The sequence below is a fragment of the Streptomyces sp. NBC_00250 genome, assembly GCF_036192275.1.
Classification (GTDB): domain Bacteria; phylum Actinomycetota; class Actinomycetes; order Streptomycetales; family Streptomycetaceae; genus Streptomyces.
The window spans coordinates 4,511,494-4,523,268 of sequence record NZ_CP108088.1; the positions used below are offsets into that span (position 1 = coordinate 4,511,494).

General features: G+C 70.1%; 13 protein-coding genes. 9 read left to right on the forward strand and 4 right to left on the reverse strand.

Going from position 1 to position 11,775, the window contains the following annotated elements:
* Positions 1-112: 112 nt before the first annotated feature.
* Complete coding sequence (locus OG259_RS20325; RefSeq protein WP_328943562.1) at positions 113-757, reverse strand: TetR/AcrR family transcriptional regulator; 645 nt, start codon at positions 755-757, stop codon at positions 113-115.
* Positions 758-869: 112 nt separating this feature from the next.
* Here OG259_RS20325 and OG259_RS20330 point away from each other — a divergent pair, with 112 nt between their 5' ends.
* Together OG259_RS20330 and OG259_RS20335 are read left to right on the forward strand one after the other, a co-directional pair.
* Entirely contained in the window at positions 870-1,064 is a 195-nt protein-coding gene (locus tag OG259_RS20330; RefSeq protein WP_328943563.1) for a hypothetical protein, read from the forward strand.
* Positions 1,065-1,180: 116 nt separating this feature from the next.
* Positions 1,181-1,585: a VOC family protein gene (locus OG259_RS20335; RefSeq protein WP_328943564.1), complete on the forward strand. Its 405-nt coding sequence runs from the start codon at positions 1,181-1,183 to the stop codon at positions 1,583-1,585.
* Positions 1,586-1,667: 82 nt separating this feature from the next.
* On the opposite strand, the gene OG259_RS20340 is transcribed toward OG259_RS20335, so the two are convergent.
* Positions 1,668-2,252 (reverse strand): hypothetical protein, encoded by a 585-nt coding sequence (locus OG259_RS20340; protein WP_328943565.1) that lies wholly within the window; start codon positions 2,250-2,252, stop codon positions 1,668-1,670.
* A gap of 288 nt (positions 2,253-2,540) precedes the next feature.
* Between OG259_RS20340 and OG259_RS20345 the strand changes: the two genes are divergently transcribed.
* From OG259_RS20345 to OG259_RS20360, 4 genes are all read left to right on the forward strand, one after another.
* Positions 2,541-2,954, forward strand: a complete 414-nt coding sequence (locus OG259_RS20345; protein WP_328943566.1) for a hypothetical protein — start codon at positions 2,541-2,543, stop codon at positions 2,952-2,954.
* 63 nt (positions 2,955-3,017) lie between these two features.
* Entirely contained in the window at positions 3,018-3,692 is a 675-nt protein-coding gene (locus OG259_RS20350; protein ID WP_328943567.1) for an ABC transporter ATP-binding protein, read from the forward strand.
* Positions 3,689-5,941 carry an FtsX-like permease family protein gene (locus tag OG259_RS20355; protein ID WP_443051988.1) on the forward strand — a complete coding sequence of 751 codons (2,253 nt, stop codon included), beginning with the start codon at positions 3,689-3,691 and terminating at the stop codon, positions 5,939-5,941. The genes OG259_RS20350 and OG259_RS20355 overlap by 4 nt, the downstream gene beginning before the upstream one ends.
* Positions 5,942-6,017: 76 nt before the next feature.
* Positions 6,018-6,227: a DUF4287 domain-containing protein gene (locus OG259_RS20360; RefSeq protein WP_328943568.1), complete on the forward strand. Its 210-nt coding sequence runs from the start codon at positions 6,018-6,020 to the stop codon at positions 6,225-6,227.
* A gap of 10 nt (positions 6,228-6,237) precedes the next feature.
* Here the strand turns inward: OG259_RS20360 and OG259_RS20365 are convergent, their stop codons facing one another.
* Positions 6,238-7,515, reverse strand: a complete 1,278-nt coding sequence (locus OG259_RS20365) for an MFS transporter (RefSeq protein ID WP_328943569.1) — start codon at positions 7,513-7,515, stop codon at positions 6,238-6,240.
* 140 nt (positions 7,516-7,655) lie between these two features.
* On the opposite strand from OG259_RS20365, the gene OG259_RS20370 reads away from it, so the two are divergent.
* From OG259_RS20370 to OG259_RS20380, 3 genes are read left to right on the forward strand one after another with little or no spacing between them, the layout of a single operon-like run.
* Entirely contained in the window at positions 7,656-8,633 is a 978-nt protein-coding gene (locus OG259_RS20370) for an ArsR/SmtB family transcription factor (RefSeq protein WP_328943570.1), read from the forward strand.
* A gap of 14 nt (positions 8,634-8,647) precedes the next feature.
* The gene (locus tag OG259_RS20375; RefSeq protein ID WP_328943571.1) at positions 8,648-9,523 is read left to right on the forward strand and encodes an alpha/beta fold hydrolase; all 876 of its coding nucleotides are present in this window, start codon (positions 8,648-8,650) and stop codon (positions 9,521-9,523) included.
* A 9-nt stretch (positions 9,524-9,532) separates the two neighbouring features.
* Positions 9,533-10,591: an aldo/keto reductase gene (locus tag OG259_RS20380; RefSeq protein WP_328943572.1), complete on the forward strand. Its 1,059-nt coding sequence runs from the start codon at positions 9,533-9,535 to the stop codon at positions 10,589-10,591.
* A gap of 179 nt (positions 10,592-10,770) precedes the next feature.
* Here the strand turns inward: OG259_RS20380 and OG259_RS20385 are convergent, their stop codons facing one another.
* Positions 10,771-11,631 (reverse strand): helix-turn-helix transcriptional regulator, encoded by an 861-nt coding sequence (locus tag OG259_RS20385; RefSeq protein ID WP_328943573.1) that lies wholly within the window; start codon positions 11,629-11,631, stop codon positions 10,771-10,773.
* Positions 11,632-11,775 lie beyond the last annotated feature (144 nt).

Here is an 11,775-nt window from a genome sequence, read left to right on the forward strand (position 1 = left end):
GACGGCGCTCGTGCCGCCGGGATCCTGGTGCTCCCGGGGTCGATGATCCCCTGCAACTCGTCGACAGGGCCCCGCTGCTTGCAGCGGGGCCCTTCGGCGTTGCCGGGGTCGGTCAGTGTTCCCCGGCGGGGAGGCCGGCTTCGAGGAGGTCGAAGACGTACGTGGCCTCCGGGGCCACGGTGGCGGCGATCCGGGCATTGGGCTCCCCGGCGAGCGTGAGTTCCTGGATCCGTTGGAACAGCAGGCGGTGGGCGGCGCCGAGGAGTGCCGCAGCGGCCCGGGGGGCGATGGCCGGGCGCTCGGGCGAAGGGTCGGCGGGGACGTCGGCCGCGAGGGCCTCGGCGAGGGCCTCCTCGCGCAGGTCGTGGAGTTCGCGCAGGCGGGCGCTCAGGGTGGGGCTCTCGGCGATCATGCGGGCGAACTCCGGTCCGGCGAAGCCCGCGACGGGGTCGCACCGCTCCACCGCGGCGGCGAACTCGCGCCGCAGCACGGTGAGCGCCGATTCGCCCGCGGCCCGGTCGGCGACCGCGCGGGCCAGGGTCGCGGTGAACGCCTCGTGGTGGTCGAGAGCCAGGTCCTCCTTCCGCGGGAAGTAGTTGGTGACCGTCTTCTTGGCGACGCGGGCCGCCGTGGCGATCTCGGCGATGGTCGTCTGCTCGAAACCCTGCTCCATGAAGAGGCGGGTGGCGTGGTCGGAGATCAGCTGCCTGGTCTCCTGCTTCTTGGACTCGCGGAGTCCCATGCTCTCGGTACCCATGAGCGAATCTTACACGCGACGTAAAAATATGCTTGACGCACTCGCGCCGTCGTGCGTAAAGTTACACCCGTCGCAAAAATCGCCTCGTAGAACCAGAGGGAAGAGGTCGCGCATGCCGCATCTGCCGAAGCTGGATCCCGCCACGTTCAGCACCGCGAAGCTCGCCGCCGCCGTCGGCGGGCAGGACACGGGGCCGGCGCCCGTCACCGCCCAGCGGCGCCCGCTCCGCGAACTGCCGCGCACCGGCCACCGCGGGGCGCCCACCGCCACCCGCAACCGGATCCAGGCGCCGCGGCGCACGTACTGAGACCCGGCCCCGCCCACCTGGCCGCTTGACCGCTTGATTTCTTGACCGCTCCACCGCTCCACCGCTCGACCACCTGATCGCCTGATCGCCTGCCGCCTGACCAGCGAGGAGTCGCCGTGAACGTCTCAACCTCCACCCTCTCCCTCACCGTCGCCGACGTGGACGCCTCCCGCGAGTTCCTCACCACCCACCTCGGCTACCAGGTGGCCATGGCCGCCGACGGCTTCGCCTCGCTGACCCGCGAGGACGCCGCCGTCGACATCGTGCTGCTCAGCCGGGGCACCGAGGTACTCCCGCCCGAGCAGCGCGACCAGCAGGCCGCCGGCCTGATCCTGGCGCTGACCGTGACCGACCTCGCGGCGGAAGAGGCCCGCCTGCGCGCTGCGGGCGCCCCCATCACGATGCCGCTGCGCGAAGAGCCCTGGGGCGAGCGCCTGTTCCAGCTGACCGACCCCAACGGCGTCGTCGTCCAGCTGGTCGAATGGGTCACGCCCTCCGCCGCACACGGCACGACCGAGTAGGAGACCCCCGCGATGCGGGGAACGCCGGTGGGCCGGGACGCTGATGCGTTCCGGCCCACCGGCGTACGTGCGTTCCGCCCGCCTACACGGGGCAGGGGCGGTACTCGAGGCTGAGCTCGCGGTCGACGGCGTAGCTGGTCCGCATCGACGCGTCGATCACCTGCTGCCAGGAGCCGTACTTGGCGTACAGCTGGTCCGCGGTGGGGCCGAGCGGGTTGCCGTACTTGGCGACGTTCCGCTCCTCCAGGATCCGGACCTCCTCCCGGGTCATACCGGCGCGGGTGATCTCCTTGGCCTGGTTCCGCATGTCGACCAGCTCCCGGGCGATCTCCTCGTCCGTGGCACCCGCCTCCCGCATGGCGGCCTCCGTGCGGTGCATGTCCTCCAGGAGCCCGTGGTACCGCATCCGGGTCCGCTGTGCCTCGACCTTCTCGTCCATCGGCAGAACGCGGATCCGGCACACGACCGGGTCGGCGCTGGGACAGGGATCGTCGGCGGATACAGGCCGGGCGAGCGGCGCCGTGATGACGGAACCGCATGCCTCCACGGCGCCGGCACCGGATGAACCGGCGGTGGCCAGGAGGGCGACGGCGGCCACGAGTGGCAGAAGCGCTCGGCGCAGCCTGGAGGACGAAGAGGACGGGGAAGGGGAAGGGGAATTCGGCATGCGGGCATCTTTGGGGACGCCGCCGCACCCCCTCGCGCAGGCGCACCGATGATCACCCCTACGGGGCGCCGGGAGGGTGAGCCGGCCGCGCAGCGGGCGGCTGTGCGGGGCTAACACGACGTCACCGGCGACCAGTTCGCCACCCCTGAAGGTGCTGCGGGTTCCACGGGGCCGCGTTCACTGGATCGGGGGGTGATGGGAGGGAGGGACGTTACTGCGACCACCGGTGTGTAGTGATGTCGATACTTTCTGTGATGACCAGTCGGCTCGACCAAACAGGGGTTATCGATGAGGAAGTTCGCTACGGCGGTGGTGGCCGCGGGGCTGTTCTTCGGGGGGATGGGGGTGGCGGTGGCGGACTCGTGGCATTCCGTCAAGGATCCTCTGACAACCACGGGAGCCCACTTTGAAGACGTGGAGTACAGGTGGGAACCAGCAGGAGAGAAGCACGGAGCGTTTCGTTTCAGGGGTTCCTTGCGTGACGGCAACTACTCCGACGGCCACAACACCTACGTGGAGGTGAGGGCACACTCCTACGGATGGCAGCGATTCAAGGGCGTACAGAAGAGCAGCGTCCAGCTGGAGAACATCGTCTACGACGGCGCGACTCGCTACACGAATTCAGCTGACATGCGAGTGTGCCGGGACCGCGGGTCGCTACGTCCGAACAACTGCTCGCCGATTCGCCCCTTCAAGCGCTAGCAGTCAACGGTTCGGGGAGCCGTCGACCAGCGGCTCCCCTCGTCAAAGGGAGTGCGAACCACGATGGACGTCATCCTTCGCGCCGACGGCGTGGATCTCTTCTACGGCACTCAGCAAGCTGTAAGCAATGCCGACTTCACACTCAAGCGCGGTGAAGTTGCCGCCATCATGGGCAGCAGTGGGTCGGGCAAGTCGTCGTTGCTGTACTGCCTTGCCGGCGTTCTACCTCCCACCAACGGCACTGTGACCTTCGACGGGGTGCAGCTTTCGACGCTGCCCGACGGGGAGCTGAGCGCCATGCGTCGTACCCGCCTCGGGTTCGTATTCCAGTACGGGGAGTTGCTGCCCGAACTGACCGTCGAGGAGAACGCGGCGCTTCCCCTCCGGCTCGCCGGGATCAGCAAGACGCATGCCCACGCGGTGGCCGCCCAGGTACTGGGGCGGCTCGGGATGGGTGATCTGTTGCGGCGCAGGACCTCGAAGCTGTCGGGGGGCCAGAGTCAGCGCGTTGCGGTTGCGCGGGCTCTGGTCCACCGACCGGACGTGGTGTTCGCGGACGAGCCGACCGGGGCACTCGACAGCGCCAACGCGGCTGCTGTGCTGGAGGAGTTTCTTCAGCTGGCGCGGAGACAGAAGACGGCCGTGATCATCGTGACGCACGATGCCGACGTCGCCGCGAGGGCCGATACGCAGTACACGATGTCGGACGGCCTCCTGTCTCAAAGGGTGGCTGTGTGAACGCGTTCACCCTCGGACTTCGCCTGCTGTGGGGCAGTGGGCGTCGGGGAAGGGCCCGCTTTCTCTTGATGGCACTCGGCTCGGCGCTCGGAATCTCCTGCCTTGCGGCAGTCCTCGCCATTCCGTCGATCCTCACAGCTCATGACGCTCGCACGGCCGCTCGTGAACCGAACCCAGGCACAAGTAACGTTCTGTACCAGGAATTTCGGGATCCGTATGGTTCACGGCCACTCCATCGGGTCTTCGTGGCGCAGACGAGTCCTGGGCCCACCCCTGTACCCCCGGGTATCAAGAAGCTTCCCGGTGCCGGTGAAGCAATCATCTCACCGAAGCTCGGTGAGATCCTGGCTACACACCCGGGGACAGCCGGTCTCGTCCCCGGCCGCGTGACCGGCACCATCACGCCGGAGGGATTGGGCGACTCCGAAGATTTGTATGCGTACATCGGCACCACTCCAGCGACGCTGACCGAAGCAGAGGAACTGGGCAGCTTCGGCACCAGCCAGTCGTGGCGTCAGATCGTCGAGCCGACGACGCTCAATATCTTGCGCTTCACCCTCGGGTGCATCGTGCTGTTACCACTCGTCATCTTTCTCTCCGTCTGCGCCCGGCTCTCCGGAGAGTCACGCGCCCGACGGCTCGCTGCCCTCCGGCTCGTCGGACTCAGCATGAAGGACACCCTGCGGGTCAACGCCGCGGAGAGCGCCGCCGCCGCCCTGCTCGGGGCCGTACTCGGGATCGCGGGGTACGTCGGGGCCAACGAGGTGATGGCACGGGTCGGATTGCCCGGGCTGCACTGGTACCCGGCCGATGGCCGGCCCTCAGTGGCGACCCTGGCCGTGTGCCTGCTCGGGTGCCCGGCGCTCGCATGGTTCGTGGGGCAGTTCAGTGCGCGGCGGGCCGCCCTGTCCCCGATCAGTGTGCGGCGTACGGGAGAGCGCAAGCCTCCGAAGAAGTTCGGGATGCTGCTGCTAGTCCCTGGCCTCGGCATCATCGGGGGGTACTGCGTGCTCAGCGTGGTGGGGCGTGACCCCTCAGGAGGGTCAGCCAATTCGGTGCTGGTACCCGGTGCCGTGCTGTTTACCGGAGCCGGGCTCGTCTTCGGGTTGGCGCCGATCACGGCGTGGCTGGCGCGGCGGCTGGCAGGATCAGCAGACTCATTGCCAGTGGTGTTGGCGATGCGGCGTACGGAGGTCGATCCGGGAGCATCATTGCGGGTGGCCACTGGGCTTGTGCTGCTGGTGTTCGGAGCCTCACTCACTCACGGCGTGCTAGTCGAACTGGATCAAGTAGGCCGCCCTAGCAACCCCGTCCAGGAGTACAGCCTGCCGTTCTCCCAGCTGAGCACCCATCAACAGGTGGAGACGGCCCGGGTGGCAGATGTGCAGGCCCATGCGATGTCTTCGGCCTCGTGGTACGAACCCTCTGGGAACCGCCCTTCTCGAACCCTGGCCGTAGTTGCCACATGCCGGCAGCTCGATGCCTTCGTGGAGGAGGCGGAAGGATGCATGGAGCACAAGGTGCTGCGAATCCGTGATCGGAACTTCTCTGTCGACGCAGATGCCCTGCCAGGCAGAAAGTTCCCGTTCTTGCTGAGCAATGGCCGAAAGCTCGACGTCACCGTCCCAGAGGCGAGTGTCACGGTTCGCGCCTACCAGCCGTCGAACTTTTCCGGACCCAGCCTGCTCATTCCACCATCGTTGATCCCCAAGGGAACTGTCCTCTCCCAAGGAAATCTCGTTCTTCTCAGCGACGCCGACCCCGCTACCATCCGTTCCGTTCTCGACGGCATCGGGGCCATCGCGCCCACCTCCTCCGTCGAGCCCGTCGGGATCGTCATCGACTCGCTCGCTCAGCTCACCGTCATCCGGAGTCTGCTGGCCGTCGGGATGGTGCTCGGGCTTGTCATCGGGGTGGCCGCGTTCGTGGTGTCCGTGGCCGATCGGGCCATGGAGCGGCGGGGGCAGGTGACTGCGCTGGCCTTGTTGGGGGCTCGGGCGGGGACGTTGCGGGGGGTGCAGGTCATGCAGGTGTTGTTGCCGCTCGTGGTGGGGTTGGGGGCGGCGATCGTCACCGGGTGGCTTGCCGAGTCCAGTTATCTGATCACCGGGGGTGGGGCTGTGCACTGGGACTGGGACGGGTTGCCGTTGCTGTTCGTCTGTGCGCTCGGGGTGCTGCTCGCCGCCGCGCTCGCTTCCGTGCCGATGGTGCGGCGGCACATCGATCCCGAGCACATTCGGCGGGATTGAGGTTGCCGCGCCGATGAGTTTTCGGTGAGGTGGGGGTCCTACCTTGAGTTGCCCCGCCCACACCGAGGAGATTCCCGTGGCCGAGAACGTCGTCAAGGGTCCTGCCAGCTACTTCCCTTCCATCGAGAAGAAGTACGGGCGGCCGGTCTCCGAGTGGCAGGAGCTCATCCGTTCCTCGCCGCTCACCAAGCACATGGAGCTGGTCTCCTGGTTGAAGGCCGAGCACGGGCTGGGCCACGGGCACGCGAACGCGCTCGTGGCCCACACGCTTGCCGAGGGGAAGTAGCGGCACCTGCTCACGCGGCCAGTTCATGGGCCGTGCGGGCGTTCACCCGCGCCGTCAGCGCGAGCGTCGCCGCCGCTGTGGCCGTGCCCGCCACCAGGGCCGTCCACCACAGGGCCGACGGGCCCAGCGTCGTGTACGTGGCGACCCCCAGGGTGAGCGCCGCGAACCGGGCCACTCCCCACGTCCAGCTGAACGCCCCCTGGTAGCGGCCCCTGGCGTGTGCCGGGGCCAGGTTGGCCACGACGCCCGCCGCGATGCCCGCGACGACCACCTCGCCCAGGGACCAGACGACGACCGACACCGTGTAGCCGACGATCCCGTCCGCCAGACCCGTGAGCGCCACTCCCACCGCGATCAGCGTGCTGCCCGCACTCTGCACCGCCAGCTGCGGGAGCCGGGCCAGCAGGGCCGTCGCGAAGGGCTGCACCGCCACGACCAGGATCGCGTTGACCGCCGCCATCGCCCCGTACACCGCCGGCGACAGGCCGCTGTCGTGGACCGCCAGCGGCAGGGCGACCTCGGTGAGCGAGTACACGAAGAGCTGGACCCCGAAGAGCGGCAGCAGGAGCAGCGCCAGGCGGTCGCGGAGTACCACCCCGTATCCGATGCCGTCCTTCTTCGCCGTCTCGGACCCCGCCCTCTCGGCATTCCCTCCGGACTTCCCCTCCGCCGTCCCGCGCTTCGGCTCCGGCAGGCGGACCGCCACCACCAGTGCGTACAGCAGCATCGAGCCCGCGTCGACCGCGAAGAGCAACCAGTAGCCGTGTGCGGCCAGGTAGCCGCCGAGGATGCCCGCCACGGCCGTGCCGATGTTCACTCCCCAGCCGAACAGGGCGTACGCGCGCTGCCGGCGCTCGCTGTCCACGGCGTCGGCGAGGAGCGCGTACGCCGCCGGTGACACCGTGCTGCCCGCCGCGCTGATCAGCAGCGCCGCCGCTGCCATCGTCCATACGCCGGGGGCCAGGAACAGCGCGCCCTGTGCCGCCGACGCGCCGATCAGGCCGATCAGCATCGTGGGGCGGCGTCCGATCCGGTCGGCCAGGATGCCGCCCACGGCCGGGCCCAGGAGGTTGCCCGCGCCCAGCGCTCCCAGGACGTACGAGGTCTCCGTGCCCGTCACTCCGCGCGCGGCCAGGAAGAAGACCAGGAACGGGGTCACGAGGTAGCCGAGCCTGTTGACGATCGTTCCCGCGAAGATCGTCCACACGACGGGCGGCAGCCCCTGGAAGGAGGACGGGATGAACGACGGAGTCCGGGGAGCAGTCCCGGAGGGGGTGCGAGTTGGCATGCTGCGAGCCTGCTCGGACATCCCCCGCTCCTCCATTGATTAAGCTCAGGCCGAATCCAATCTCCTCTCACGCACTCCCCTCACGCGCTCCTCTCACGCATTCCTCTCGCGCGCTCCTCTCGCAGCTAGGACGTGGAACCTTGGAATCCGGGCTCAGCTTCTCCGCCGCCGACCTCGCCCAGACCCGTTTCGCCGTCTCCCCCATGTGGGAGGTCGTCACCAGCTACCGCGTCCTCGTCGGCCGGCCGGACTCCGCCCCCCATCGGCGCTGGGCCGCCCAGGTCCGGCCCCGGATGGCGCGGGCCGGGCTCGACCGGGGGTGGCTCGCCGCGCTCGTTCCCGGGCGCGGATACCTCGCCGACTTCCTCAACCCCACCCCCTCCGGGCCCTTCCCCACCCTCGACGCCGAGCTCGACGCCATCCGCCGCACCCCCGCCGAGCAGGTACGCAACGACCTCCGCATGCTGGCCGAGGAGGGGGATCCCGATGCGAAGCTCCGGCTTCTGCAGGACGATCCGCCGGCCGCCCTCCACAAGGTCACACACGAGATCGAGACCTACTGGGAACTTGCCCTCGCCCCCTACTGGGCCCGGATCCAGCAGGTACTGGAAGCCGATGTCTTCCACCGGGCCCGGCAGGTCGCCGAGCACGGTTCCGCCCGGGTCCTGAGCGAGCTCCACGACACCGTGCGATGGGACGACGGCACCCTGCGGCTCGTACGGCGGCACTGCTCGCTCAGCCGCGACCAGGCCGGGTCCGGGCTGCTGCTCGTCCCCTCCGTGTTCGCCTGGCCCCGGGTCCTCACCCGGTCCGTCCATCCCGACCCTCCCCAACTCGCTTATCCGGCACTGGGGTTCGGTGCCGTCTGGGAGCCCCGTACCGCCGACGCCACGGAAGCCGTCGCCGCCGTGCTCGGGCGCTCCCGAACCCTGCTCCTCACCGAGCTCGACACGCCCTCCTCCACCACCCGACTCGCCGCGCACTGCGGACTGTCCGCCGCCGGCGTCTCCCAGCACCTCATCGCCCTGCGGAACGCCGGCCTCGTCACCGCCCACCGCAGCGGCCGCTCCGTCCTCTACGCCCGCACCGCCGTCGCCGACCAGCTCCTCAACCCGTAGGGGATCATGGAGAGATGACTCCTTCCTCCTGGTCGGAACGGTTCGTGACACGTGACGGGGTACGGCTGGCCTGCCGCGACTGGGGCGGCTCCGGGCCCGACGTACTCCTCCTCCACGGGCTCGCCGGGCAGGCCGGCGAGTGGGACGACACGGCGCGACTCCTGCGGGACTCCGGCCATCGCGTCGTCGCCCTCGACCAGCGCGGGCACGGCGGCAGCGAACGGCACCCCGAGGACGTCTCGCGGGCCGCCTACGTCGCGGATGTCGTCGCCGTCGTCGACCGACTCGGGCTCGAACGTCCCGTGTTGATCGGACAGTCGATGGGCGGAAGCACCGCTCTCCTCACCGCCGCCGCCCACCCCGGTCTGCCGCGCGCCCTCGTCCTCGTCGAGGCCGGTCCCGGCGGGGCCGACCCCGGCATCCAGAAGCAGATCGGGGGCTGGTTGCGGGCCTGGCCGGTGCCGTTCCCCTCGCGAGAGGCGGCCGTCGCCTACCTGGGCGGCGGGACGGATCCCGTGGGGGAGGGCTGGGCCCGTGGGCTCGACGAGCGTGCCGACGGGTTGTGGCCGCGCTTCGACCCCGAGGTCATGGTGCGGTCCCTCGACGACCACGCCGCCCGCGCCTTCTGGGACGAGTGGACCGCCATCACCTGCCCCACACTCGCCGTCCTCGGGCAGGGCGAGCGGGGCGGAATCATCGACGGCGAGGAGTACGCGGAGATGGTCCGGCTCCGGCCCGCGCTGCACGGCGCCAGCCTGCCGGGCGCCGGCCACGACGTACACCTGGAGCGGCCCGGGATCCTGCACCGGCTCGTCGTCGACTTCCTCCGCAGCGACGCCCTCCAGGCCGGCCCGCACACCCCTTGCCTTGGAGCGCACTCCAATTCCTAGAGTGCGCGCATGCGCTATCGGGTACTCGGCGGGACCGGGTTCGAAGTAAGTACGTACTGCCTCGGCACGATGATGTTCGGCGCCGTCGGCAATCCTGACCACCAGGACTCCGTGCGGATCATCCACGCGGCCCTCGACCAGGGCATCAACTTCGTGGACACCGCCGACATGTACTCCGCCGGCGAGTCCGAGGAGATCGTCGGCAAGGCACTGCGCGACTCCCGTCGGCGGGACGAGACCGTGCTCGCCACCAAGGTGTACTTCCCCTTCGGCGGCGAGGGCCCCAACCGGGGCGGTCTCTCCCGTCGTTGGATCACCCGCGCCGTCGAGAACAGCCTCAAGCGGCTCGGCACCGACTGGATCGACCTCTACCAGGTCCACCGGCCCGACCACCGCACGGACATCGAGGAGACCCTCGACGTCCTCGGCGACCTCGTCGGCCAGGGGAAGATCCGGGCGTTCGGCTGCTCCACCTTCCCCGCCGAGGACATCGTCGAGGCCCACGCCGTCGCCGAGCGGCGCGGGCTGCGCCGCTTCCGCTCCGAGCAGCCGCCGTACTCGCTGCTCGCGCGCGGCATCGAGGCCTCCGTCCTGCCCGTCGCCCAGCGGTACGGGATGGGCGTCCTGACCTGGTCGCCGCTCGCCTCCGGCTTCCTCACCGGCAAGTACCGCAAGGGCCGGCCGATCGACCTCACCAGCGGGCGCCCGGCGCTCACCCCGCACCGCTTCGACCCGACGCTTCCGGGCAACGCCGCCAAGCTCGACGCCGTCGAGGAGTTCGTCGCCCTCGCCGACGAGATCGGCTGCTCCCTGCCCGAACTCGCGATCTCCTTCGCCGCCTCGCACCCGGCCGTGACCTCCGTCATCATCGGGCCCCGGACGATGGAGCAGTTGGAGGGGCTGCTGAAGGGCGCGCCCGTCGTCCTCACGGACGAGGTCCTGGACCGGATCGACGCGATCGTGCCGCCGGGGACGAACCTCTACCGCGCGGACGGCGTCTGGCAGCCGCCCGCCCTGACCGAACCCGCCCTGCGGCGGCGGCCGTTGGAGGAGCGGGCGGCGGGCTGAGCAGACTGGAGCCGGGGCCGGTCCGCCTCTTGAGGCCTCAAGAGACCTCAAGAGGCCTCAAGAGGCCGAGGTCGTGGCCGGTCGGCTCAGGTCGTGGGTTGCTGCGGTCGTGGGTTGCCGGCTCAGGCCGGGGATGGGTGGGACCGTGGACGGGTGCGACCGTCGCTGAGCGAGCCCGATCAGGTCGTCGCCGTGAACTGTTCCGTGCCCACCACCCTCAGCAGCGCGAGCCGCTCCCCCGCGTCCGTGCCCGGCGGTGGGGTGAACAGGACGAGCCGCTGCTCTCCCTCCGGGGCGAGCAGCACCTGGCAGTCCAGGTCCACCGTGCCGATCACCGGGTGCGCGACCCGCATCCGGCTGTTCCGGCGGACCGCCACCTCGTGCCGGTCCCACAGCTCCGCGAACTCCTCGCTCGCCCCGCACAGCCGCTCCACCAGCCGCGTCGCGGCCGGGTCGCCCGAGCGGCGGCCGAACGCCGCGCGCAGATCGGCGACATGGAGGCGGCTGTAGTAGGCGTGCTCCTCGGCCGGGTACGCCGTACGGGCCTCCGGGTCGGCGAACCAGCGCCACACCACGTTCCGGCCGTGCTCCGACACCGTGCACACCCCGCCGAGCAGCGCGCGGGCCATCGCGTTCTGCGCCAGTACGTCCCCCAGGTCGCCCAGGACCTGCGCGGGGGTCGTCGCCAGCTGGTCGAGCAGGTGGAGCAGGCCGGGTGCGACGTGGTCGCCCGCCATGGGTCCCGCCGGCGGGCGGTGTCCGGCCAGGAGGTGGAGGTGGTCGCGCTGGTCCGTGTCGAGCCGCAGCGCGCGGGCGAGCGCGGCGAGCATCTGCGGCGAGGGCTGCGGGCCGCGGGCCTGCTCCAGGCGGATGTAGTAGTCGGCGGACATGCCGGCCAGCTGGGCGACCTCCTCGCGGCGCAGTCCGGGCGTACGGCGCCGGGGACCGGCCGGGAGGCCCGCGTCCTGCGGACGGACCCGGTCGCGGGAACGGCGTAGGAAGTCGGCGAGTTCACGGCGGTCGATCGTCATGCGGATCATCCTGCCGGAGGCCCGACCCCTCATCCAGGCCGTATCCAGGGACTGGCGATCCCAGGGTCGGAAGGGCTCTCCCGCCTGTTTCCGGTGGGCGGCAGAGTCTTCGGTGTCAGCCAAGGACACCCCGCCCACCAGCACCGGGAGCAG